Genomic DNA, 23,350 nt, shown 5'->3' with positions numbered 1-23,350 from the left:
CAACGAATCAGTCTTATCCGGCTTAACACGCTCCCTGTTACTTCTTTTTTAGTATAGACTTCTACTGAATGACTCAATCTATCATAATCATCTTGGGAAATTCGTATTAACAGATTATGAAGATCAGCATTCATAACTTTATTTTTGAAGAAAACTGTCAGTATACTACTGACAGTTTCAGATAATCTCAATGGTATTATAAAATAGTTCACTTTTATAGTAAACTTATACCTTTTGAACTGCTTTTTCCCTAAGAATACCAGATAAATCTGTAAGTGCTTCAGCCATATCATCCCGAGTAGACAACTGGTTTATGACATCACGAACACGTGCTGAGCCGCTAAGACCTTTAATGTACCACGAAGCATGTTTCCGCATCTCCCTCACCGCGATAGCTTCACCCTTGAGCTGAACTAACCGATCCATATGAAGAATACAAACGTCCATTTTTTCCTGCGGGGTTGGTTCAGGAATGTTATCGCCTGTTTTCAAATAGTGAATCGTACGGTATAACATCCAAGGGTTACCGAGAGCGGCACGCCCGATCATGACTCCATCAACACCCGTTTCATCCATCATTCTTTTTGCATCTTCTGGTGTCTCAATGTCTCCGTTTCCAATAACAGAGATATTAACTGCTTCTTTCACTTGGCGGATAATATCCCAATCGGCCTTCCCCTCATACATTTGGTATCTCGTACGTCCGTGGATTGAGACCGCCTTTCCTCCTGCCGCTTCAACAGCCTTTGCATTTTCAACAGCATAGATATGGTCGTCATCCCAGCCTGTCCGCATTTTCACCGTTACTGGTTTATCCGCCAAACTTACTGCATAGGAGACCATTTCATATATTTTATCGGGATCTAGTAACCATTTGGCCCCTGCATCAGACGAGGTTATCTTTGGAACTGGGCACCCCATATTAATATCAATAATATCAGCGTTCGTCTGTTTATCGACTACTTTTATCGCTTCACCAAGTGTTTCTTTCGTTGCACCGAATATTTGTAAACTCAATGGTTTTTCCCTTTCATCTACGTAAAGCATTTTCAGCGATCTTTCGTTTTTATGAAGAATAGCTTTATCACTAACCATCTCTGCACATACGAGACCAGTTCCGAATTCCTTAGCAATTAGACGAAAAGCTACGTTACAAACTCCTGCCATTGGCGCGAGAACAACTGGGTTGTTCATCGACACGTCACCTATTTTTAACATCAGCTTTCACCTCTAATCTCATTTAATAGATGTCAGCTCATCGTACGTGACATTCAACTCTTTTGTCACACGTTGTAACAAACTTTCTTCTGGTTTTCGGGTTCCACGTTCAATTTCCCCTAAGACAGACACAGAGACACCGAGCATTTTTGCCAAATCCTCTTGCGTATAGCCTTTTAACTTTCGAAACGCGCGAATCCTTCTCCCCCAAATGAGCTCTTCCATTTACGTACACCTTCTTTATCGGTTAGTTGATTTATATACTCATCAATGCTTCGGCCAGCATTCAACCGTAAGTGAGGCTCCACTTCTTTTAATGGTAATAATACGAATCCCCGCTCCAACATACGAGGATGCGGTACTTGTAGTGTTTCCAATTGTATATTTTCGTCGTTCAATAGTAAAATGTCAAGATCAATTGTCCTTGGTCCCCAAGTCCCTTTTCCCACACGACCACCCATTTGTTCTACCTTTTGTGTAACTTTTAGTAGCTTTACCGGGTCCAGTGACGTCTCAAACTTCACAACCATATTTAAAAAAGCAGGCTGATCTGTAACGCCAACGGGATCTGTTTCATAGATCGATGACGCTTTAACTATCGAGATATCTGTTTCTTCTTCTAGTTTAACAATTGCATTCTCTAGGTGACTTTCTCTATCACCTTGATTTGACCCTAGGGCAAGGTACCCAATCGTCTCTTTTGTCATGGCGCCTTAACCCCGCTCCCTTCTAATCTCAACTGCAACGTGATCATAATGGCCAGGGATAGGCGGATCTGGTTTGATCACTTTCACAACACAAGCCTCAATCACTTCAAAGCGATCGAGTAACTCACGAGCTAACCGATGAGTAAGAGTTTCAACTAACTTGACTGGTTCTCCTTCAATAATTTCTTTAGCGACTTTGTACACAGTCGCATAATTAACGGTTTTATCAAGATCGTCGCTAACACCCGCAGGCTTTGTATCTAATTCCAACGTCACATCTGTAACAAAACGCTGTCCTAGTTTATTTTCTTCGGGAAATGCCCCGTGATAACCGTAAAATTTCATACCATGCACATAAACTTTATCCATCGTGCATCCGCCTCCTCTTTTACATCGTTTGACTTAATGGGATATCGCCTTTGCCAATCATCGCATCCATCATTTTTGCCATCCGACTCATCTCTAAGACATCGTGCACTCGAATCATCTCACAACCCTTTTCAATTCCTAGACATACTGTCGCACCTGTTCCTTCCACTCGTTCATTAACTGGAAGCTCCAATGTTTTTGCGATCAGTGACTTTCTTGATGTCCCCAATAAAACTGGGTATCCAAGTGTTGTAAACTCTTCAAGGTTGCGCATTACTTGAATATTATCTTGATACGATTTAGCGAAACCAACTCCAGGATCGAGAATAATTCGTTCATCACGTACACCTGCTTGATGACAAAGGTGAATACTCTCTGCAATATCTGCTTTCATATCTTCAATAAGGTTTTTATAGTCTGCATTTTCTCGGTTATGTGTAAGGACAATAGGTACATCATAGTGTGCAGCAACCGACGCCATGTTCGGGTCTGCCTTACACCCCCAAACATCATTAATAATATTTGCACCTGCCTCGATCCCTCGTTCAGCAACCCCTGCTTTATACGTATCAATCGATATTGGGACATTAACAGCATTTCTTACTGCCTTCAGTGGTTCGATAACACGACGCAGTTCTTCTTCCTCTGAGATAGAAACTGCACCTGGGCGTGTTGACTCTCCACCGATATCAATCAGATGAGCCCCTTGTAATATCATATTTTGTGCTCTTTCCGCCGCTTTTATCGCTTCTTTATAAATACCGCCATCAGAAAACGAATCGGGAGTCACATTCAATATCCCCATTACGAAAGTCTTTTTTGAAAAATCCAGCCGGTATTGATCCCATTCCATCAGCGTAGTTTTCGCCACATTGATCACCTTTTTCAGTTTGAGTTGATATCTTAAAGTTCTTGTTTACTCCATAGACATGAAGCCTGTTGTTGATATTGTTCGTTTGCCCAACGGAACCAATTCCCTTTATTTCCTGGGAAAACCTTAGATTCCCATTGGTTTATTGGAACAAGTCCTTGAACAGAATTCGTCACCATCACCTCATCAGCATCGATAGCCATTTCTACTGGGTACCTTCCCATTTCTACAGAAATTCCTTGTTTTTCAGCAAGAGCAATTAAAAACTGGCGGGTAATACCATTCAAGCATCCGCAAGATAAATCAGGTGTAAATAATTTCTCGTTTTTCAACCAAAAGATATTTGAAACGAGACCTTCACTAAGGACATTCTCTGCCGTCAAAAATATCCCTTCTTCACCTGGAGCATCCCCTAATTCTCGTTTCCCGAGAATATTATTTAAATAGTGGTGAGACTTTAAGCGAATTTCTCCTTCAGGTGAATTTCTTCGTATCGTTAGCGTCCTAGCTTTTTTTTCCGTGTTGACTGCTAATGATAAAGGTTTTACGTATATGATGGTATTAGGTTGCTCATACTGGTCTGTCGACAACCCAATATTTCGTTCTCCAGCAGAAACGTTCCAACGAAAATAAGCATCTTCCATATTATTTAATCGAAGTAGTTCTTCAATAATTTCTTTTGTTTCATCTCTGTTATACTTCGGCATGTTTATGTTCATCGTTTCCGCACTTTCAGTCAACCGTTGAAAATGGTCATCCAATAAAAATGGATGACCTTTATATGTGCGAAACGTTTCAAACAATCCTAATCCATACATAAACCCGTGGTCAAAAGGCGATATTTGTATATCTTCTTTTTTCGTAAAAGAACCATTTATGAAGAGGTACATGCACGGTCATACTCCTTATATAAATCTAGGAAATTTCTCAATAATCGTTTACCAACGTCCGTCATAATTGACTCCGGATGAAATTGAACCCCTTCAATCGGCAATGTCTTGTGACGCAATGCCATAATCTCTCCTTCTTCTGTTTCTGCGGATATTTCAAAACAATCTGGCAACGTCGACCGCTTCACAATTAAAGAATGATACCTTGTTGCTACAAATGGGTTTTCAATGTTTTCAAAGATACTTCGACCATCATGATTCACTTCCGATGTCTTTCCATGCATCAATCGTTCTGCTCGAACAACATCACCACCGAAAACTTGCCCAATCGATTGATGACCTAAGCACACACCGAAAATTGGGATTTTCCCCGCAAAAGCTTTAATTGCTTCCATGCTAATTCCAGCCTCATTCGGACTACAAGGCCCAGGTGATATCATTAAGTAATCTGGCGACATCTCTTCTATCTCCGCTATGGTTACTTGGTCATTACGGCGAATCACCAATTCTTGTCCCATTTCTCCTAAATATTGCACGAGGTTATACGTGAATGAATCGTAATTATCAATCATTAAAATCATACTTTATTCCTCCTCTGCTCTTCTTCACTCAACTCTGTCGCTTTCCATAATGCTTTTGCTTTCTTTAATGATTCTTTATACTCTGCTTTCGGGTCAGAGTCAATAACAATGCCTGCCCCCGCCTGCACATGACCTATGCCATCTTTGACCACCATTGTTCGAATCGTAATGTTTAATTCCATATCTCCTTGAAAACCAATCCAACCAAATGATCCGGTGTACGCCCCTCTTCTAACAGGTTCTAATTCCTCAATAATTTGCATTGTGCGGATTTTCGGAGCTCCTGTAATCGTCCCACCAGGAAAAGTCGCTGCAATTACGTCGAGAGCGTCGAGTTCTTTATTTTTTTTACCTTTGACATTTGAAACAATGTGCATCACATGGGAGTACTTTTCAATTACCATTAGTTCATCGACTTCAACAGAACCGTATTGACAGACACGTCCCAAATCATTTCTCTCAAGATCGACTAACATGATGTGTTCCGCTCGCTCTTTTTCATTATTTAGCAATGTCTTTGCGAGCGCTTGATCCTCTGCTTCATTGTTACCTCTTGAACGGGTACCAGCAATCGGTCGAGCATTTACGTCATCACCTTTGACTTTTACGAGTAATTCCGGAGAAGCACTGACGTATTGTATATCTGGCATATGCATGTAACCCATATAAGGAGAGGGATTTATTCTCCTAAGGCTCTGATAAATATGAATTGGCTCCGTGTAGAGGGAACGGGATTCACGAACAGACAAGTTGACTTGGAAAACATCGCCCGAGCGGATATACTGTTGCGTCTTTTCAACAGCCTCTTTAAAGGCGTCTTCATCGAACGATCTTTTAACCTCGCTACTTTCTCTTTTTTCTAAAACTGATTCTTTTTCTTTGTTTCGATCAACAGATGGATTACTTTTTTTGGCTTCTCGCCATCGCAAGATCATCCGCGAAATTTTTTTATTACTCAATAAAATATTTTCGTCTGGAACAATCACGATAAACCATATCGTCTCTTGATGATGATCTATGACATATATCTCATCAAACGCAAGTAAACAGAGATCGTTAGTGTCCAAATCATCCTGCGAACCTTCTGGGATTTTTTCAATTTCTCTAATTAAATCATAACTAAACTGTCCAATTAGACCCCCTTGAAATTCCGGAAGCTCAGGGTTCGCTTCCATTTGATAGGAAGAGAGCCAATCTCTTAAAGACGACAATAACGGACCATCAAAATACTCATTATCATCGCTCGTCGATACAGTCATATGCTTATTTTTACCCTTGATGACAGCCCAAGGTGTTAATCCAATGATCGAATACCTTCCACCTCGACCACTTTCAAGTAAAACATGATGTTGTTCATTTGCTGATAAAGACGTATATGTTTGAAACCAATCAATTGTTATTTCTTGTAACTTCATTTCTTTGCCAAAAGATTTTCGTTTAGTTACTGTCATTATCAAGTCACCTCACGCTAACTCTAACGTTTCATTTCTTCCACTCATTATACGGTGCTTACAAAGAAGTCGCAATAATAATAACAGTTCTTATTGAAAACTAAAACAAGCAATCGCTAGTGATAGTGATTCCTTTTCTACTCTATATAAAGCTTGAGATGGAGAAAACTTGTGACATTGGGCGGTTAAAATTTGGTTCATTGTTTATCAGAGTGCTAGTATACTTAGTCTTTGGCACAACTTACCCCCTCTTGTTACCTTTCTTCGCTTTTCCCTCTTCCTTTAGGGCGCATTAGTCACATTTAATCCCAACCCAGAAATAAAAGATTGCCTCGAAAGTAGTGAACACAGCCAAACTCTATCTTTTCTAGTTCTATAAACAAAAAAAGAGCCGATTTAACATCGACTCTCCCGAAATTTTTACTCTTCTTCTTCAAACTGGTATAACGGCGTGCTCAAGTAACGCTCACCATTACTTGGAATGACTACTACTACTTTTTTACCTTTACCTAATCGTTTTGCTACTTCCAACCCTGCATAAATCGCAGCGCCTGAGGAAATACCACCTAATATACCTTCTTCTCGGGCAGCACGACGAGCATACTCGAAAGATTGCTCTGCTGATACAGTCATTACTTCATCATAAAGATCCGTATCTAAGATATCAGGAATGAAGCCAGCACCAATTCCTTGAATTTTGTGCGGTCCTTTTTTCCCACCTGATAAAATCGGAGAATCTGAAGGCTCAAGGGCAATTAACTTCATATCTGGGAATTTCTCTTTGAGAACTGATCCTGCACCGGTGATTGTTCCACCTGTACCAATTCCAGAAACAAATGCATCTAATTGATCGCCAACTTGCTCAAGTAGTTCTTTTCCTGTAGTTTCACGATGAACTTTAGGATTTGCTTCATTTTCAAATTGCTGTGGCATGAAATAACCATGCTCTTTTTGCAATTCACCAGCTTTTTGGATTGCGCCTCCCATACCGGCTGGACCTGGCGTTAGTACAAGTTCAGCACCATATGCACGTAATAAATTGCGTCTCTCCATACTCATCGTTTCAGGCATTACTAGTATCGAACGATAGCCTTTCGCAGCTGCTACCATTGCCAAACCGATCCCTGTATTTCCACTAGTAGGCTCAACAATTGTATCACCTGGCTTTAGCGTCCCCTTTTGTTCTGCATCTTCGATCATTGCTAATGCAATTCGGTCTTTAACACTACTTCCAGGATTCATAAATTCTAGCTTTAAGTAGACATCCGCATGCTCATCTGTAACAAGTCTTTGAAGTTTCACCAAGGGCGTTTCACCAATTAAATCTGTAATTGAATTTACAACTTTTGACATGTTCATTCTCCTCCTTAAAACCAAGTAATTTCATTGGATTAATTTAGATTAATCATACCAACAATGTAGAAGACGGTCAAGCAAAAATGGTTATTTTTGTTTTAACTTATCTTCCAATAGCTCTTCAAGCTCTTTTTTTGAAAATACATACACTTCATTGCAAAAATGGCACGTTGTTTCTGCGCCTTCGTCTTCATCAATCATCGCTCGGATGTCTTCTTCCAACAATCCATAAATTGCATTCACCATTCTTTCTTTTGAACAGTGACATTGGAATGCCGTTTCTACCTTTTCTACTAATCGATAATTCCCTTTCCCTGTTAGTTTCTCTACAATCTCCTCAGGTGTATGGCCCTCCTGAATCAATGTAGAGATGGGTGGGATTTGTTTCAACCGTTGTTCAATGTCATCAATCGTTTTGTCTGATGCTCCTGGCATCATTTGCAAAATAAATCCACCCGCACCTTCGACAACATCTCCCTTGCCAATCACGACTCCAAGCCCAACAGAAGATGGTGTTTGCTCAGAAGAAGCAAAGTAATATGTGAAATCCTCGGCAAGTTCTCCAGAAACAATAGGTACACTACCTGTAAAATAATCTTTCATTCCTAAATCCTTTACTACAGATAAAGTCCCTTGATTTCCTACTACTGCTGAAACATTTAGTTTGCCACTGTCTTTACGTTCTGGATCAAGGCTCTTCTCGGTCACATACCCTCTCGCTGTACCATCGGCATTTGCGTCAACAATAATTGGACATGCTGGCCCATTTCCTTCAACTTTAATCGTTAATTTTTCTTTCCCTTTGAGCATTGTGCCCATCATCGTACCTGCAGTAAGTGCACGACCTAACGCAGCAGTTACCGTTCTCCATGTCCCTTGTCGCTTGGCCGCTTCTTTCACCATTTCAGTCGATTGAATTGCATATACTCTTACCGTATCCTCATAAGCTAATGCTTTAACTAAATAATCCTTCATTTCTTCTTAACTCCTTTTACTATCGGTCATTTCAGACTCGTTTAATTTTTATTTCGATCGTATACCAACTGTAAACCTTTTAAAGTCAACCACTCGTCTACGTGATCAATCAGATCTGTCTCTTGAGCGATAACATTTGCCATCTCACCGGTTGCAACTACAGTTGGTTCGTTTTTTATTTCATGTTTCATTCGCCCAACTATTCCTTCTATTTGACCAACAAATCCATAAAGAAACCCCGATTGCATAGCATGAATCGTATTTTTACCGATGACACTTTTCGCTTTTATCGTCTCTATTTTTGGTAGCTTTGATGCACGTTTGTAAAGTGCTTCCATAGAAATGTCCATGCCAGGAGCAATAGCCCCTCCAACATATTGTTTTTTTTCATTGATATAACAAAAAGTTGTTGCAGTTCCCATATCAATTATAATTAAAGGCGCACTAAATTGATGAATACTAGCAACAGCATTGACAATTCTATCTGATCCGACTTCTCTTGGATTTTCATAAAGTATATTTAATCCCGTTTTGATCCCAGGACCAATAAACATCGGTGTAAAGTGAAAATATATTTGACACATTGTTTTTAAACATTGATCCATCGTTGGAACGACAGACGAAATAATCCCACCGCTAACATCTTCAAGATTCAACCCCTCGAATTGGAAAAGATTGTTGATTAATATTCCGTATTCGTCCACGGTTTTAAAAGTGTCTGTTTGAACTGTCCAATTATACTGCAGTTCTCCAAGATCATATACCCCTATAGCGATTTTCGTATTCCCAACATCCATAACAAGATTCATTCACTTTCCCACCTTAAAATAAGCGTCTTTTAACAGTTGCTTTTGTTATTATAATCTTTTTATTCAGATGAATTGAACTTCGTGAGACTCGAACTTACCGGCTGGATGAAGTTCCTTGAAAATGCAACTCCCCTTGCTTTTACGAACGCCTAAATAAAGTATTTCTATGTAAAAAGGGTGTCCAAAGCATCGTATCAACCACGACATCAACCAATTATTAGTGAATCATTCAAACAACGAACAATTTTCTAATAGTGATTGATGACCAGTATGCAGACACATGCAAGACACCCTCAATTATTTACTCATCTTTTTTTCTATCTTCATTATCTTTGTTTTCTGTTTCACCATTTGACTCGGTTCCTAAGAAATCAGCCATCGCATCTTTCTCTTTCTTACTTTGGATATTAACTTTAACATCCTCATCCTTAGACTTCTTTTCCCCGTTCATCTTTTTCGTGTAATGATGATCGTCAGGAAGTTTTCCGTCTTCAATAAGTGAACGAATTTGTTCTGCATCCAACGTTTCAATCTCAAGAAGCGTTTGGGCAACTAGTTCGAGACTCGCTTTGTTCTCTTCAAGAATTATTCGGCACCGCTCATGTGATTCTTTTAGAATACGCTGAACTTCTAAATCAATTTCATAAGATATTGCCTCACTAAAGTTTTGTTCACTGTTCATGTCACGGCCTAGGAACACTTCTCCTTGACCACTACCAAATTGAATTGGTCCCAGTTTATCGCTCATTCCATATTCCATAACCATCTTACGAGCAATGCCAGTCGCTCGTTGGAAGTCATTATGAGCACCTGTGCTCACTTCATTAAACATCACTTCTTCAGCAACACGTCCCCCAAGAAGGCCGACAATCTTGTCAAGAAGTTCAGGTTTCGTCATGAAGTAACGGTCTTCTTTCGGTAACATCATTGCATATCCACCCGCTTGACCACGTGGAACAATGGTTACTTTATGAACTAAATCTGCACTTTCCAATTTGACACCAACAACTGTATGTCCAGCTTCATGGTGTGCAACAATACTGCGTTCTTTTTTAGAAATGACTCGGTTCTTCTTAGAAGGACCTGCAACAGTTCGGTCAATTGCTTCCTCAACAGATTCCATATTGATTTTTGTCAGATTTGTACGAGCAGCCACAAGTGCTGCTTCATTTAATAAGTTTTCCAAGTCAGCACCTGAGAAACCAGGTGTACGTTGAGCAATCGCTTTTAAGTCTACATCATCTTCAAACGGTTTCCCTTTAGCGTGAACATCGAGTATCGCTTCACGGCCTTTTACATCAGGACGTCCAACCATAATTTGTCGGTCAAAACGACCCGGACGTAACAATGCAGGGTCAAGAATATCTGCACGGTTTGTCGCTGCAATCAAGATTATTCCTTCATTCACACCGAAACCATCCATTTCAACAAGCAATTGATTTAATGTTTGTTCTCTCTCATCGTGTCCGCCACCTACACCAGCACCACGACGGCGACCGACTGCGTCAATTTCATCAATAAATATAATACAAGGTGCATTCTTCTTCGCATTTTCGAATAAATCACGAACTCGTGACGCACCGACACCAACAAACATTTCAACGAAGTCCGAACCACTGATCGAGAAGAACGGAACTCCAGCTTCCCCGGCAACAGCTCGAGCAATCAATGTTTTACCTGTACCTGGTGGTCCAATGAGAAGAACCCCTTTAGGAATTCTAGCACCAATATCTGCAAATTTACTTGGTTCTTTCAAGAAATCGACAACTTCAATTAATTCCTGCTTTTCCTCATCTGCTCCTGCTACATCTTTGAAACGGGCTTTCTTCTTATCTTCGCTCACAAGTTTCGCTTTGCTCTTTCCAAAGTTCATGACTTTACTTCCGCCACCTTGTGATTGGCTCAACAGGAAGAAAAATAAGATGAAAATAATCACAAATGGAATAACGGCTACAAAGAAGTTCACCCATCCACTTGGTTCTTCTGCTTGATCAAAGACCAATTCATCAATACCTTGTTCACCTGAAGCAGTGACAACTTCCTCTAAGAATACCTGAAGATCTGGAACGTTAACGGTGAAGTATACATCCTCTTCAGCACCTCTAAGTTGTCCTCTCGCTGCATATACATCTAATTTCGGTTGAATCGATAAAGATTCAATATTATCATTTTCTAGTTCTTCACGGAATTCATTTAATGACATCTCCGTTGTCTCGTCTGGATCAGCCTGAAAAATGCTAACAATCCCTACAATAACCAAGAATATCAATAAATAAAATATCGTATTTCGAAATATTCGATTCATCCTGAACCTCCTCCCACGTCAAATACACTTAGGTTATACTATCATACAAATGTAACCAATCACAATCAATTAACTCTGATAAATTTCAGGTTTCAAAACTCCTACATAAGGGAGGTTCCGATAGCGTTCAATATAGTCCAAACCATATCCTACGACAAACTTGTCCGGTATAACAAATCCACTAATATCTGGATAAATATCGACCGTTCGTCCTTCCGGTTTATCTAACAGCGTTACAATCTTAACTGATTTAGCTTTCCGGTAATGAAAAAGCTTCACCAAATAACTCAGAGTTAATCCGCTATCAATAATATCTTCAAGCACTAGAACATCGCGACCTTCTACCGAAGTATTTAGATCTTTGACGATTTTCACTTCTCCCGAGGAAACTGTTTCGTGACCGTAGCTAGATACGTCCATTAAATCATACTCAAGATGAACATCCATTTTTTGAATTAAATCCCCCATAAATGGGAGAGATCCCTTGAGAATTCCGACAACTAAAGGAAACCTACCTTCATATTCTTCCGTTAATTGCGTTCCTAATTCAGAAATTTTCTTTTGAATTTCTTCTTCCGTAATCAGTACCTCTTCAATGTCTTCTCTCATAATTAGTTCATGAGCCTCCTAAAATATATGAATATTTTATCGTTTGCTTTCTGATCACCTATGTATGAATATCATACGTCATCTGAATAACACGAGTTGACGTTTCACCAACCACCGCTTCAGCTGATCGTTTCAAAAACGGGACCCATAATATTATATCATGACTGTCGGTTACAATGGGCCAAAGATCACGATCTCTTTTGGGAATTTTGCCATCAATAAACAAATCTTTAAGCTTTTTTGTCCCTTCTCCCCCTAAATAAGACATACGGTCTCCTTTTTTTCTTGAGCGAAGGATTAATGGTAGCGTGACTTTATCCAGATCGAGAGACAAGCTTCCGTTCCCATGAGGGGTTTTCCAGTCTTTTATAGACTCATGCAAAGTTAGTTTACCACGAGGTAAATTTACAACTCCTGGAATTTCTAAAACCTCTGTTACGATCACATCGTCTTTTCGTTCAGATACATACGTGCTGTTTGAAAAAATAATTTGTTCATAAGAACGTTCAACCAACATTCTATCTGGTAAATGAAGGATGGAGGAAGGATTTTTTTTCTTCAAAAGATCTTGAATTGCTTTAATATGGTGCCTATCTAATAGCAACTTCTCGGACCCTGAAAGATAATTTAATATTAGTTGAATGACTCTTCTTTGTAAAGCGTGATGAATTTCTAGAAACTTTTGCTGATTTATTGACAGGAAATTTGTTTCTTTGCAATCAATCACCTCTTTTAAAGCTGCTTCAGATTGCAATTGCATCCATTGGTCCTCTTCCGCGAACACCTCTGATTGAAATTGAAAAATTTCATGCACTTTTGGATTTTCTTGTTTCATAAATGGAATCAGGGACTTTCGGATCCTGTTTCTTTGATAGTTACCTTCTTGGTTCGATAAATCTATCCTAAAAGGAACGTCGTGTTCCTCGCAATAATCAATCAAATAAGATTTTTCCACACATAGAAATGGACGAATAATTAGACCTTGGGAAAACGGACGTTTAAGTGGAATTCCCTTTCGTCCAGTTAAACTTCCACGAATTTGCCGCATTAACATCGTCTCAATTTGATCATCTCCATGATGGGCTAGGACGAGTTTATCTGCCTTTATTTTGGGCATCATAGTTTCAAACCATTCATACCGACAAAGTCTTGCTGCTTCTTGTGTTCCTAGCCCGTCTAACTCTTTACGTGCCTTGACATCCGGCTTATGCAGATAAAAAGAAATTCCTTGAGATCGACAATATCCTTCAATAAATGCAGCATCCTTGAGCGAATCTTCGCCTCTCAGTCCATGCTCGACATGAACAACCGTTAACAAGAGACGAGCTGTCGACTGTCTGTTTTGAAAAAACTTTAACATCGCCATACTGTCTGGCCCACCAGATACAGCAAGCATTAAATGATCACCCGACTGTATTAACTCGTGTTTTGAGATGAAATCATCAATGACCTGTTTCATATCTATTTCCTATCCCTTTCCCAAATGAAAAGATTGATAAGGCCAAGACAAGTCCTGCTGCAATTGCTCCGGCTTGCAGCATTGTTTCCACACCATATTCAAGCCCTTGAAGATAGTCACCATCTACAAACGCAAGCATTGTAAAATAGGCTCTACTACCAGGAACTAGGGGGAGAATACCTGGTATAGACAAGGTTGTAACGGGAATTTTTATTTTTTTAGCCAACAGATGGGCAATGGTTGCCGCAGTTAAGGAAGCTATAACAGTCGAGAAAATGGCACTCCCACCAAAATTAATTCCTGTTTGAAGTACAAACCACGTGACGACTCCAATTCCACCACCTAATAGAAGTGCTCGTTTTGGAACACTGAAAATGACCCCGAATCCAATAATTGCTGCAAACGTTATAAATAATTCAATGATAAGATCCATAATGAGCCTCCTTTACATGAACAGCGAAATCGATAATGCGATTCCGCTAGCAATAGATAGTGACGTTAACAAAGCTTCAACTCCTCGACTCATCCCCGCTAATAAGTCACCTGATAACAAATCCCGGACCGCGTTTGTCAATGGAACCCCAGGTACAAGTGGCATGAGTGAGCCAATAATAATTTGATCTAAACTCACCCCTAAACCTATAAAGACAAGGAGGATCGCGATAGAACCACCTATAAAAGCGGCTGCTAACTCAGCTGCAAACCTGACCTTTAAATATCGTTCGAATTCGACAAGTGTCACACTTGCGACAACTGCAGCAATATATGCTGGTAATAAATCCTGTAATCCGCCACCGAATAAGTAAGAAAAACCACTCCCAGCAACGCCAGCAGCAAGATGAATCAACCAAATAGGATAATGAATTGGTGCTTTGTGAATTTCTTTAAGTCGCTCATTAGCTTCGTCGACAGTCAATTCCCCCGCAGTGAATTCTCGTGAAACTTGATTCACCTCAGCTACTTTATTTAAGTCTTGCATCCGATCGTCAATCCTGACCATTTGCATTAAATCTTCTTTTCCTTTCCTCTCTTCAAATGAAAGGAATATACCTGTAGTCGTTGTAAAGCAATGCACATTTGTAAAACCAGAAGCCCTTGCCATTCTCTCCAACGTCTCTTCAACACGATACGTTTCAGCACCATATGTCATCATGATTTCACCTGCCAACAGGCATATATCCATGACTTCATCTGCAGCTTTCATCCACTTCGCCTCCAATCATCTTGGCGATCTTCTATTTCAATCATCCAGTCGATTCTTTTATCCCACCAAGTATAGAATATATACTACAAGAAGAAAAGAGGCAAAAATGGTTGTTTCTAAGACCCCTCTGTATTTCATTTCTTTTCCGGATTGTTTTTGCTGTTTCATTAATGATCCCGTATTATTTGTGTTATAAATATTTCTTTTTTTCACTCTCGACGGTGCTGTCTGTTTATTTTCCGTTTGCAACACCTCCATTAAGTCATTTTTCATCTGATAAGCGTTGGCGTAACGTTGTTCAATCCCTTTACGAATTACTTTATCGAAAGGTAAAAGGATCGGTTGTTGCTTCATTTTCTCCAATAACTGCATTTTTCCATCACTCCCCACCTTTTGAAAACGACTTGAGTAACCCTTGTTCATTATTAACATCGCAACGGAAAATAGATCATAGCTAGGTTCTGCTTTCCGATCACCTAACCCCCAATAGCCTCGATCAAAAAACTCGGTATACTCTTTAATTGAACGACCAATTTTCGTCATTCCTCCGACATCAATCCACCTTACATTGTGGTGGTTTGTCACAATTAAATTTTCTGGTTTTAAATCTCCAAAAACCCAACCAGATTCGTGTAACTTTGCTAAGTCTCCTAGTAATTGAATCAGAAAAAGTCCAATCCACTCACTACCTTTTTGTTTGACGAAAGGAAGAAACGGTTCACCCTCTATATATTCCATCACATAAAACGATGTCGAGCCATTGGATAAGGAAACGTCATCCATGTCGATAAAAAAAGGGCCAAGAGAGACCCCTTCGACCTTTGAAACCTCCCTTAAGGCTCGGACTTCCGATGAGATTGACATAGATTCTCGAGCAACTTTGATCGCCACTAATTGATCTATTTTTTTGGCCAAGTAGACTTTACCAATCGCACCTTCTCCTATTAGTCTTAAAATCCGGTAGTGATTTCCATGCCAGCGACCCGTGATATTTTGTCCAGGGTGAAAGCTACATACCTGCTTCTTCGATGTCGGCTCTCTCATCACTCGTAGACCCTTTCTTCATTCGCTTGGAATAGACTTTAATCGCTTCCATAATTGCAGGGCCAGTTGGAGTCACCCCAGAAGATGACATCTTTTTAAAAGCACCCTTTAACGAATCTAATTCAGGTGTCCAAGATAGTATTTTTTCTACTTGTTTTCTTTTCCCAGGAAATGAGTACAGACAGAAATGGTTATCTCCTGACCGAGAACGAAGACTTATTGACAAATCTAGTAAAGCTTCTTGCACCCTTGGTATCTTGTTTTTCATACTTGCGCTCGTATCTACGAGGATAAGTATATCAAGGCTCGCTGTCTCTCCCAATTCATCAACGACTTCTGTAAGTTCCTCTCTTTTCTCCGGTTCAAGATCTTCTATTTCTTGCTTCGTACCGAGAATTTGCTGAATTTCTCGGTTCACTACTCCATGGATCGTCTGTGTCATCGCTTTTTTTGTGACCATTTGCACAGTTTGTGAGAGCTGTCTTGCATAAACAATCTCACTCATACCACCGCCAGTTCTCGCAATATGCTCAACTTCTGTCATTCCTCGTTCATCTTCATCTCCTTCATCCATAATGCCAATCACGTTTACCGATAACCCATCCTCTTTTGCTAGGGCAGACATCGCTATTGGATCTTCACCTGCATTGGAACACCCATCTGTGATCAATAAAATCTGCCTTATTGTTGCACGACTCATATAGCACTCTCCTTATCTTGTCTATAGAAAGCTTTTACTTTCTAATAGATTTTCTACTATCTTTTACAAGATTCAGAGGTCTTATACATCGTGAGTCGTTACTACGCCCAGTTTTTTGTAGGAATCGAAATTGTTGCCCACTTCGGAGCAAAGTGATCGACTTTTGCAACTAACACGGTCATGTCGTCATGAATATCTCCGCCACACTCGCGTATCATCCGTTCCATGATTAAATCGGCAATTTGTTGAGGATCGGTTGGTTTTATTTCTCGAATCATCCGCTTCATCCAAACATCGATATTTTCAATCTGAAGAGGTGCCTCATAGATACCATCACTCATCATAATTAACCAATCACCCGCTTTAAGTTGCTCTGAGACAACATCAACATCGACTTCTTTGATCATACCAATCGGCAAATTACCTGATTCGACTGCAATAACTTGTGTTCCTCGTTTGATATAACTTGGCGTTGAGCCTACTTTTAGAAACTTCGCTTGCCCATCTTGTAAGTCAACTATCGCTAAATCCAAGGTCGAAAATACTTCCTCGCTGGACCGAAGAGATAATACAGAATTAATAGATTTAATTGCAACTGTTTCTCCGATGCCTGAATGCAGGATTCGTTTTAACAAATCAATTGTCTCTTGGCTTTCAATATGGGCTCTCCTTCCATTTCCCATCCCATCACTGATCGCCATCGCGTATTTCCCTTCCCCTAATTCCATCGTTGAATAACTATCGCCAGATACCCACTTCCCTCCTTTGGCCGTATGAGCAACACCTTCTTCAATTACAAACGCTTTTGTTGAACCAAATAGTACTTTTGCTTCAACACCAGAATCAGATAACAAGTCTACATGCTTCACTACCACTGCTTCATCTAATATGTTCGATAATAATGGTGCTACGACTTTTTCGGCTTCATTATATTGATTCGATGGCAAAATCACCTCTAAATCGATATCACCTGGCTCCAAACCATAAATTTCTACTAGATCTACATCTACCCCTATTTCGATCAACGCTTCTTTTATTTCTTCTTCTTGTTGGTCATGGACCTTCTTTTCTCTTTGAATGTCTCGAGCAAAATCTCCCATCACTTGCGAAACGCCGATTAGTTGATCGGCAACTAACTTCCTACTTTCAATCAACTGGTGCTTCAACCTATCTTCCACATCTCTCTCTATTAATTTTTCTTGCACGACTTTTATAACTCTACTATCAACAAGACAATGTTTTTTCCACCCCACTAAAAGAGCTCTACTTTTCACCTCACCATTTATTTCGCACTCTTTCATAATTTCCTCCATGTAGGAGTAAGTTTTTTCAAAATCTTTAGACCAACACTGCGTCTTCTTCACACACATTTGACACGTATTTTCCGTCACATCACTTAAGAACAAATCTATTTGTTTTTCCTTTTCAGCTTCTCCTTCTTTATTTTCATTAAAAGTGAAACTACGTGAGAGGCTAAGAAATAAATCAGAAAACTGCTCAACTTTACCGGCAGTAATATCCCTAATTTTCCGCAAATACTTCTGTTGTTCTTGTGCATGCTCCGGTGTTCCAGGTATGTAGCTAGATAACTTTTCCGTCCATGCTTTTGGTGTCATAAAAAACAAGGCAACTGCAAAAAGACTTTCGTATAAAGTAATTTGAAGTGGCGCTTGGTTATCTGCATACATAGCCATCAGTAGACTTGCAACTATCAACCCCGCTGCCACTGAGATTTTCTTTCCTTCTTTTAAAAGTCCCCCTAACAAACCAGAAAACGCAAGCAGACTCATTGAGAATAAGTGAGCTACGTTCGCCAAGGAGAGAATTAACCCCATAATCACTCCTACCGTAGATCCAATCGTAGCACCACCCACAAAAGCGAAAATCAACACAATGTAACGAGCGACGATGTGCTCGATTGAAAGCTGAAATACAAGCCAACCTACCGTCCCAGTCAGTAACGATCCCAATAAAATGACGAGGCAAACGACTTCTTCATGTTTCAAAGTCATATGTCGGCGCCTTTCTAGAAATAATGGAACGCTTTGAAAGAAAATCAATGTAATTACTAAGGCCAAAGCTCCTTCTACTGATGCGGTCAATCCATGATATAGAGAATGTTCTCCTTGAATGACGAGACTAGAATATCGTGTCATTGCGACAGTTGCAAACACAGTAATTGGCAAATAAACCTCCTGCTTATCAACCTTCTGCATGACACTCTGTAATAAAAAGTAAACGAGGATAGCAACCGTTGTATGACCTGCATACGAAAAAGATAAACTTGTCGATCCTGCAATAAGCGCAAAAGCTGCCGGCAATGTCATATTCCTTTTCCACTTGAAAATAACAGCTAAGAATGGAATCGTAAACGGTAATAGTTGTAGCAAAATGACCGCTCTCCCAAGTAAAAAGCCAATTCCTATTACCATAAGCAAACGTTGCCAGGTAGTGAACTTCTTCGTCGTATAGGTTTTCTCCCTATTAAAATTCTTATTTTTTAACCAATTCCATGTATTTGCATCTCCCAAGGACGAAACAGCTTGTCCACTCATTTTCATTAGAACACTTCGATCCATCATGTTATCACCACTCCTCCTGTCAAAAGTTCGTCCTCCTATTAAAACATGATAGAGATACATAATTTGTCAAATAACAAGAGTGAACAAAAAAAACTCTTCGACCAATATCTACGGAAAACGTCTGTGGATCAGAAGATGATACACAATGCTCGATCACTCGTCCAAGACCTAAAATATTGACCCATCAAGTTAAGGATCAATTGGAGCCGCTTTTATCAACGTTATCGTGTTTTATATTCGATTGGATTAACCAAATAAGCTTGTCTATTTTTTGTCACTTTATACGGTTATACGGTGTTTTCTTTTTCATATTTTAATTTTCGGCAGAAATTGAAATATTTTCGATTAGCTACATCGATTTTTAGCTTTTCTTATTACCTTTTTCAAACATAAAAAAACTTGGCTTGTCGGTAAGTCCTTCATAGCGAGAGCCTTAGTTTATCTTATACTTTATTCCTTTAGCGAAATTAAACATCCTTAAAGTACAAAAAAAGCCTCACTCCAAATCGCCTTCGCGATAAGTTAATGATGGCTCATTCTAAAACTATATTTATCAGCACAACAGCAAGCTTTAATTTCGTTTGGAGTTTCGACCTCCACGCTTCGCTTCTGTATTACGTTTCAATGATGACAATCTTTCTTCACTATCTTTTAAGAAACGACTCATTTTATCTTCAAAAGAAGCAGGTCGCTGATCTCTTGGCTTAGACTTCGTAGATTTACGTGGCTGACGTTTCTCTAATGATTTGGAGTTCGTTTGTTCTTTCGCTTTTCTAATAGAAAGACCAACTTTCCCGTCTTTCTCCACATTCAAGACTTTAACAGTCACTTCATCACCAATACTTAAAAATTCATTGATGTTTTTCACATAACTATCAGCAACTTCACTAATATGAACAAGTCCTGTGGATCCACCCGGCAATTCAACAAAAGCTCCAAAATTAGTTATTCCAGTCACTTTCCCTTGATATTTGCTGCCTACTTCAATGGACATTGTTAAAGAAGCTCCTCCTTCATGGACCTCGAAATATATAATTTTTTATATGATACCGATTGAGCGAGCTCTGCGTCAATCACTCGGCGTCCCAGATCGAGGTAGTTGAAACAGCGTTTCTCCAGGTTTAGTTAGAAAGAAATCTCTTCGCGCTAACTCAGCGATGTACTCGGGATCATGCAACCATTCAATTTCCTGCTTCAGTCTCACCTCTTCTTTCTCTAGGTGAACGAACTCTTCTTCCATCTGCTCAATTTGAGTATTTTGTGCTTGAATTGATGCTTGTTGTTGGAAGATAGTAACACCGACAAATGAAAGGAAGATAACGGCACAGAATGTAAACACAGACAAACGGCGAATCAATCCTTTTCGTCGTCTTCTTCGCTGTTCCTCTAACAACGCTTGTCTTTCCATGTACTCGGATGTTAATTGACGAATTTTCTTATTGCCTTGTTCCATTCTATCACCTCTCCTCACTTGTTTTTTCGGTTATATGAAATACGCTTTAGTAAGTTATTTATTCTGTTTACGATTATAGTTCGCTGCTTTATAAAAGGTTGTCCAATCTTTCTGTCAACATATTTTACCATAAGATAAATAGGTTTAAAGACCCAATAAATAAAAGTTGATACAATTATCCAACATGTTGTTACTACAATCATACTTAAGCGATACAGTAGTTTCAATAATCCTTTTGTCGGGTTTATTACAAATGCATAGGTAATACGAACTAATATGTGAACCAATCGATTACCTGTATAAAGAAGTTGTTCTAATATTTTTCGATATGTTCGCTCAAATAATGCACGGTATATTGCATAACCAAGAAGTACAGCGAGCACTAAATAGAAGCGCACCTCTCCGTGATTCATAAACAACAGTACGCCGAAGTATATGAGCGCTTGAGCAATCCAAAATAGAAAATCATTAATCATTCTTAACCAGGTAAAAGATGTTCTCTTTCCTAATATTCGCTCATACGTATCCAAAGATCCCGCTAAACCGATCCCCATCAGTGTACTTGCAAGCAAGGAAGCCATTTGAACATCTAAGCTCACTTAAATAACTTCCCAAACAACCCTTTAGACTTCTCGCCGTCGTGCTGGTCCAAATACACAAGATCATCGATTCTGCCTTTAATTGAAACCTGCCCTTCATCTACGTCCAAGTTTATCATTTGTAAATTATGACCGCGAATTGATAAAAAACCCATCTCCGTTTCTAAGAGAAATTCTTCACTGTCAAAACTCTCAACATGCTTGACTCCTGTAATTTCCAGAACCTTTCGGGAATTGAGAACAAGTTTATGCTCTCGATTTTTCCCCCCAAGCCCTGGGCCTGGCTGCATATAGTCATATGATCGCTCCATCCCCATCCTCCTTCTAAACATCTTTATCCTAACTGTATGTCCAAGGAGGAATAAAAAGAACAAGCTACCCTAGTCATTATTAATTTTCTCTTCTGATAAAATAGTATAAAAAGTCGCAGCATCTTCTTTTTTCGCCTTTTCTTCAATCCTATCAATGCGAAGATTTACGTGTTTTTGACCGAATAACACGTCTAATTCATCACCTAATTTCACTTCAGTACCTGCTTTTGCTTTTTGACCATTGATTTTTACTCTGCCTTGATCAGCAACCGCCTTAGCCATCGTTCGTCGTTTGATCAAACGTGATACTTTCAAATATTTATCTAACCGCATTTATATTCCCCCCTTATTGTTCTTTTCTTCTTCTTTTGCTTTATCCCAGAGAGCATTAAGTTCAACTAATGATTGTTCATTAAATACATCTCCCCGTTCGTCTATTGCTTGCTCGATATATCGGAACCTCCGAGAAAATTTTTCATTTGTCTGCCTTAATGCTTCTTCTGGATCAATCTGATGGTAACGAGCCAAATTAACAAATGCAAACAAGACATCACCAAACTCTTCGACAGCAGTATCATAAGATCCTTCTTTCATTTCGTGCAACCATTCAGCAATCTCTTCTTGAAGCTTCATCCACATTGGCGCTTCTTCTCCCCAATCAAAACCAACCTTTGCCGCCTTCTTTTGCAATTTGAAGGCTTTTAGAAGACTAGGTAGTGTCGCTGGAATACCATCGAGTGCTGAAACCCGAGCATCTTCGTATCTACCCGCTTCACTTTTTTCTTGCTTTTTAATATCTTCCCAATTTGAAACGACTTCATCTTCATTATCAGCATGACCATTTGCAAACACGTGAGGATGCCTTCGCACCATTTTCTCTGTCAATCGTTTGATCACGTCTTCTACGTTAAAATAGCCATTGTCTTCACCAATTTGCGCATGGAGGAGTACTTGCAATAACACATCGCCAAGTTCTTCGACAAGGTGCTCATCATCTTGTTCGTCGATCGCTTCTAACAATTCGTACGTCTCTTCAACAGCATATTGCTTTAATGATTCATGCGTTTGCTTTCGGTCCCACGGACAGCCGTTCGGGCCTCGCAGCGTCTTGATGACTTGACGAAGTTTAGAAAAATCACGATACAACAGTTCTTCACTTTGCACAGGTGGGAGATACACAGCCGTTAAATTACTTAGCGTCGCTACACGATCTAGATCATAAAGTGGAACATATTCAATCGATTCCTGTTCACTTCCAGCGGCGGTAACTACCACCACTTCATAATCATCAGGCAGACGCTCCATCAATGCTAATTTAACTTCAGAAGCACTTAATTGATCATACACTTGTCCGATAATAACATGCTGAGTTAGGATAAGGTTTTCAGGTTGAATCGTTACCCCATCAACGAGCTGGAACCCTTCAATCGGATCAATCTTCAAAGCGCTAAACATCGCATCTAAAAAACTTTGTCCCCCTTCAACAACGACATCAACTTCGTCTGTTTGCTGTAATAAACTTTGAACAGTAGCCTCTGCTACCATTGGGTGTCCTGGAACTGCATAAACAATCGATGTTTTTTCAGCGACTTCTTCAAGTAGTCTCTCAACAATTTTTTTGTAGACATCTTCAAATTGATCATGATCCTCATAAATAAAATCAAAACTAGTAAATCTCATTCCTTCCAATCTTAAATCTTCTATCACTGGATGATCCTCTGTTCGGACAAACATGTGATCACGATTTTCCTTCAACTTTCGATAAACTCCTAAGGGCAACTGATTAATATCCCCCGCACCTAGGCCAATGATATGTATCGTTTTATTCAATGCGTGTTCCTCCCTTTAGTCTGTGAT

The 23,350-nt window shown here is 39.6% G+C and carries 25 protein-coding genes; all 25 read right to left on the bottom strand.

Going from position 1 to position 23,350, the window contains the following annotated elements; translation table 11 throughout:
• Nucleotides 1-225: 225 nt before the first annotated feature.
• The 25 genes from dusB to mazG all read right to left on the bottom strand — a co-directional run bounded on the left by dusB (nucleotide 226) and on the right by mazG (nucleotide 23,323).
• Nucleotides 226-1,218 (bottom strand): tRNA dihydrouridine synthase DusB, encoded by a 993-nt coding sequence (gene dusB, locus ACM26V_RS18155; protein ID WP_416148146.1) that lies wholly within the window; start codon nucleotides 1,216-1,218, stop codon nucleotides 226-228.
• An 18-nt stretch (nucleotides 1,219-1,236) separates the two neighbouring features.
• Nucleotides 1,237-1,443, bottom strand: coding sequence for a helix-turn-helix domain-containing protein (locus ACM26V_RS18150; RefSeq protein ID WP_416148145.1), 207 nt, complete (start codon nucleotides 1,441-1,443; stop codon nucleotides 1,237-1,239).
• Nucleotides 1,395-1,925, bottom strand: a complete 531-nt coding sequence (gene folK, locus ACM26V_RS18145; protein WP_416148144.1) for a 2-amino-4-hydroxy-6-hydroxymethyldihydropteridine diphosphokinase — start codon at nucleotides 1,923-1,925, stop codon at nucleotides 1,395-1,397. Before folK ends, ACM26V_RS18150 begins: the two co-directional genes overlap by 49 nt.
• Nucleotides 1,926-1,931: 6 nt before the next feature.
• Nucleotides 1,932-2,294: a dihydroneopterin aldolase gene (folB, locus tag ACM26V_RS18140; protein ID WP_416148143.1), complete on the bottom strand. Its 363-nt coding sequence runs from the start codon at nucleotides 2,292-2,294 to the stop codon at nucleotides 1,932-1,934.
• Between the two features lie 19 nt (nucleotides 2,295-2,313).
• Nucleotides 2,314-3,147: a dihydropteroate synthase gene (gene folP / locus ACM26V_RS18135; protein WP_416151911.1), complete on the bottom strand. Its 834-nt coding sequence runs from the start codon at nucleotides 3,145-3,147 to the stop codon at nucleotides 2,314-2,316.
• A 50-nt stretch (nucleotides 3,148-3,197) separates the two neighbouring features.
• Entirely contained in the window at nucleotides 3,198-4,055 is an 858-nt protein-coding gene (pabC, locus tag ACM26V_RS18130; protein ID WP_416148142.1) for an aminodeoxychorismate lyase, read from the bottom strand.
• Nucleotides 4,040-4,636 (bottom strand): aminodeoxychorismate/anthranilate synthase component II, encoded by a 597-nt coding sequence (pabA, locus tag ACM26V_RS18125; protein ID WP_416148141.1) that lies wholly within the window; start codon nucleotides 4,634-4,636, stop codon nucleotides 4,040-4,042. The genes pabC and pabA overlap by 16 nt, the downstream gene beginning before the upstream one ends.
• On the bottom strand, nucleotides 4,633-6,087 hold the full coding sequence (locus tag ACM26V_RS18120; protein ID WP_416148140.1) for an anthranilate synthase component I family protein: 1,455 nt from the start codon (nucleotides 6,085-6,087) through the stop codon (nucleotides 4,633-4,635). The genes pabA and ACM26V_RS18120 overlap by 4 nt, the downstream gene beginning before the upstream one ends.
• A gap of 420 nt (nucleotides 6,088-6,507) precedes the next feature.
• The gene (gene cysK, locus ACM26V_RS18115) at nucleotides 6,508-7,440 is read right to left on the bottom strand and encodes a cysteine synthase A (protein WP_416148139.1); all 933 of its coding nucleotides are present in this window, start codon (nucleotides 7,438-7,440) and stop codon (nucleotides 6,508-6,510) included.
• Between the two features lie 90 nt (nucleotides 7,441-7,530).
• Nucleotides 7,531-8,418, bottom strand: coding sequence for an Hsp33 family molecular chaperone HslO (gene hslO, locus ACM26V_RS18110; protein WP_416148137.1), 888 nt, complete (start codon nucleotides 8,416-8,418; stop codon nucleotides 7,531-7,533).
• Between the two features lie 41 nt (nucleotides 8,419-8,459).
• Nucleotides 8,460-9,227, bottom strand: coding sequence for a type III pantothenate kinase (locus ACM26V_RS18105; protein ID WP_416148136.1), 768 nt, complete (start codon nucleotides 9,225-9,227; stop codon nucleotides 8,460-8,462).
• Nucleotides 9,228-9,528: 301 nt separating this feature from the next.
• Nucleotides 9,529-11,532 (bottom strand): ATP-dependent zinc metalloprotease FtsH, encoded by a 2,004-nt coding sequence (gene ftsH / locus ACM26V_RS18100; protein ID WP_416148135.1) that lies wholly within the window; start codon nucleotides 11,530-11,532, stop codon nucleotides 9,529-9,531.
• A 69-nt stretch (nucleotides 11,533-11,601) separates the two neighbouring features.
• Nucleotides 11,602-12,141, bottom strand: coding sequence for a hypoxanthine phosphoribosyltransferase (gene hpt / locus ACM26V_RS18095; protein ID WP_416148134.1), 540 nt, complete (start codon nucleotides 12,139-12,141; stop codon nucleotides 11,602-11,604).
• 58 nt (nucleotides 12,142-12,199) lie between these two features.
• On the bottom strand, nucleotides 12,200-13,600 hold the full coding sequence (tilS, locus tag ACM26V_RS18090; RefSeq protein ID WP_416148133.1) for a tRNA lysidine(34) synthetase TilS: 1,401 nt from the start codon (nucleotides 13,598-13,600) through the stop codon (nucleotides 12,200-12,202).
• Nucleotides 13,584-14,033: a threonine/serine exporter family protein gene (locus ACM26V_RS18085; protein ID WP_416148132.1), complete on the bottom strand. Its 450-nt coding sequence runs from the start codon at nucleotides 14,031-14,033 to the stop codon at nucleotides 13,584-13,586. The genes tilS and ACM26V_RS18085 overlap by 17 nt, the downstream gene beginning before the upstream one ends.
• A gap of 12 nt (nucleotides 14,034-14,045) precedes the next feature.
• The gene (locus tag ACM26V_RS18080) at nucleotides 14,046-14,804 is read right to left on the bottom strand and encodes a threonine/serine exporter family protein (protein WP_416148131.1); all 759 of its coding nucleotides are present in this window, start codon (nucleotides 14,802-14,804) and stop codon (nucleotides 14,046-14,048) included.
• Between the two features lie 57 nt (nucleotides 14,805-14,861).
• Nucleotides 14,862-15,848, bottom strand: coding sequence for a serine/threonine protein kinase (locus ACM26V_RS18075; protein WP_416148130.1), 987 nt, complete (start codon nucleotides 15,846-15,848; stop codon nucleotides 14,862-14,864).
• Nucleotides 15,814-16,548 carry a hypothetical protein gene (locus ACM26V_RS18070; RefSeq protein WP_416148129.1) on the bottom strand — a complete coding sequence of 245 codons (735 nt, stop codon included), beginning with the start codon at nucleotides 16,546-16,548 and terminating at the stop codon, nucleotides 15,814-15,816. The genes ACM26V_RS18075 and ACM26V_RS18070 overlap by 35 nt, the downstream gene beginning before the upstream one ends.
• Before the next feature lie 101 nt (nucleotides 16,549-16,649).
• Entirely contained in the window at nucleotides 16,650-19,130 is a 2,481-nt protein-coding gene (spoIIE, locus tag ACM26V_RS18065; RefSeq protein ID WP_416148128.1) for a stage II sporulation protein E, read from the bottom strand.
• Nucleotides 19,131-19,701: 571 nt separating this feature from the next.
• Complete coding sequence (locus ACM26V_RS18060; protein WP_416148127.1) at nucleotides 19,702-20,124, bottom strand: S1 domain-containing RNA-binding protein; 423 nt, start codon at nucleotides 20,122-20,124, stop codon at nucleotides 19,702-19,704.
• A gap of 75 nt (nucleotides 20,125-20,199) precedes the next feature.
• Nucleotides 20,200-20,583 carry an FtsB family cell division protein gene (locus tag ACM26V_RS18055; protein WP_416148126.1) on the bottom strand — a complete coding sequence of 128 codons (384 nt, stop codon included), beginning with the start codon at nucleotides 20,581-20,583 and terminating at the stop codon, nucleotides 20,200-20,202.
• Between the two features lie 14 nt (nucleotides 20,584-20,597).
• Nucleotides 20,598-21,182, bottom strand: coding sequence for a spore cortex biosynthesis protein YabQ (yabQ, locus tag ACM26V_RS18050; RefSeq protein ID WP_416148125.1), 585 nt, complete (start codon nucleotides 21,180-21,182; stop codon nucleotides 20,598-20,600).
• The gene (gene yabP, locus ACM26V_RS18045; protein ID WP_416151910.1) at nucleotides 21,179-21,472 is read right to left on the bottom strand and encodes a sporulation protein YabP; all 294 of its coding nucleotides are present in this window, start codon (nucleotides 21,470-21,472) and stop codon (nucleotides 21,179-21,181) included. Before yabP ends, yabQ begins: the two co-directional genes overlap by 4 nt.
• 90 nt (nucleotides 21,473-21,562) lie before the next feature.
• On the bottom strand, nucleotides 21,563-21,826 hold the full coding sequence (locus ACM26V_RS18040; RefSeq protein ID WP_416148124.1) for an RNA-binding S4 domain-containing protein: 264 nt from the start codon (nucleotides 21,824-21,826) through the stop codon (nucleotides 21,563-21,565).
• Entirely contained in the window at nucleotides 21,827-23,323 is a 1,497-nt protein-coding gene (mazG, locus tag ACM26V_RS18035) for a nucleoside triphosphate pyrophosphohydrolase (protein ID WP_416148123.1), read from the bottom strand.
• Nucleotides 23,324-23,350 lie beyond the last annotated feature (27 nt).

Source organism: Salipaludibacillus sp. HK11, assembly GCF_047795645.1.
Classification (GTDB): Bacteria; Bacillota; Bacilli; order Bacillales; family Salisediminibacteriaceae; genus Salipaludibacillus.
Note: the sequence above shows the minus strand (reverse complement) of the source record. Positions and strands in the feature narration are given on the sequence as shown.

Bases quoted from the DNA above. Each gene is read 5' to 3' on its own strand.
- dusB (WP_416148146.1), bottom strand. From the start codon at position 1,218: ATGTTAAAAATAGGTGACGTGTCGATGAACAACCCAGTTGTTCTCGCG.
- ACM26V_RS18150 (WP_416148145.1), bottom strand. From the start codon at position 1,443: ATGGAAGAGCTCATTTGGGGGAGAAGGATTCGCGCGTTTCGAAAGTTA.
- folK (WP_416148144.1), bottom strand. From the start codon at position 1,925: ATGACAAAAGAGACGATTGGGTACCTTGCCCTAGGGTCAAATCAAGGT.
- folB (WP_416148143.1), bottom strand. From the start codon at position 2,294: ATGGATAAAGTTTATGTGCATGGTATGAAATTTTACGGTTATCACGGG.
- folP (WP_416151911.1), bottom strand. From the start codon at position 3,147: ATGGAATGGGATCAATACCGGCTGGATTTTTCAAAAAAGACTTTCGTA.
- pabC (WP_416148142.1), bottom strand. From the start codon at position 4,055: ATGTACCTCTTCATAAATGGTTCTTTTACGAAAAAAGAAGATATACAA.
- pabA (WP_416148141.1), bottom strand. From the start codon at position 4,636: ATGATTTTAATGATTGATAATTACGATTCATTCACGTATAACCTCGTG.
- ACM26V_RS18120 (WP_416148140.1), bottom strand. From the start codon at position 6,087: ATGACAGTAACTAAACGAAAATCTTTTGGCAAAGAAATGAAGTTACAA.
- cysK (WP_416148139.1), bottom strand. From the start codon at position 7,440: ATGTCAAAAGTTGTAAATTCAATTACAGATTTAATTGGTGAAACGCCC.
- hslO (WP_416148137.1), bottom strand. From the start codon at position 8,418: ATGAAGGATTATTTAGTTAAAGCATTAGCTTATGAGGATACGGTAAGA.
- ACM26V_RS18105 (WP_416148136.1), bottom strand. From the start codon at position 9,227: ATGAATCTTGTTATGGATGTTGGGAATACGAAAATCGCTATAGGGGTA.
- ftsH (WP_416148135.1), bottom strand. From the start codon at position 11,532: ATGAATCGAATATTTCGAAATACGATATTTTATTTATTGATATTCTTG.
- hpt (WP_416148134.1), bottom strand. From the start codon at position 12,141: ATGAGAGAAGACATTGAAGAGGTACTGATTACGGAAGAAGAAATTCAA.
- tilS (WP_416148133.1), bottom strand. From the start codon at position 13,600: ATGAAACAGGTCATTGATGATTTCATCTCAAAACACGAGTTAATACAG.
- ACM26V_RS18085 (WP_416148132.1), bottom strand. From the start codon at position 14,033: ATGGATCTTATCATTGAATTATTTATAACGTTTGCAGCAATTATTGGA.
- ACM26V_RS18080 (WP_416148131.1), bottom strand. From the start codon at position 14,804: ATGAAAGCTGCAGATGAAGTCATGGATATATGCCTGTTGGCAGGTGAA.
- ACM26V_RS18075 (WP_416148130.1), bottom strand. From the start codon at position 15,848: ATGAGAGAGCCGACATCGAAGAAGCAGGTATGTAGCTTTCACCCTGGA.
- ACM26V_RS18070 (WP_416148129.1), bottom strand. From the start codon at position 16,548: ATGAGTCGTGCAACAATAAGGCAGATTTTATTGATCACAGATGGGTGT.
- spoIIE (WP_416148128.1), bottom strand. From the start codon at position 19,130: ATGATGGATCGAAGTGTTCTAATGAAAATGAGTGGACAAGCTGTTTCG.
- ACM26V_RS18060 (WP_416148127.1), bottom strand. From the start codon at position 20,124: ATGTCCATTGAAGTAGGCAGCAAATATCAAGGGAAAGTGACTGGAATA.
- ACM26V_RS18055 (WP_416148126.1), bottom strand. From the start codon at position 20,583: ATGGAACAAGGCAATAAGAAAATTCGTCAATTAACATCCGAGTACATG.
- yabP (WP_416151910.1), bottom strand. From the start codon at position 21,472: ATGCAGCCAGGCCCAGGGCTTGGGGGGAAAAATCGAGAGCATAAACTT.
- ACM26V_RS18040 (WP_416148124.1), bottom strand. From the start codon at position 21,826: ATGCGGTTAGATAAATATTTGAAAGTATCACGTTTGATCAAACGACGA.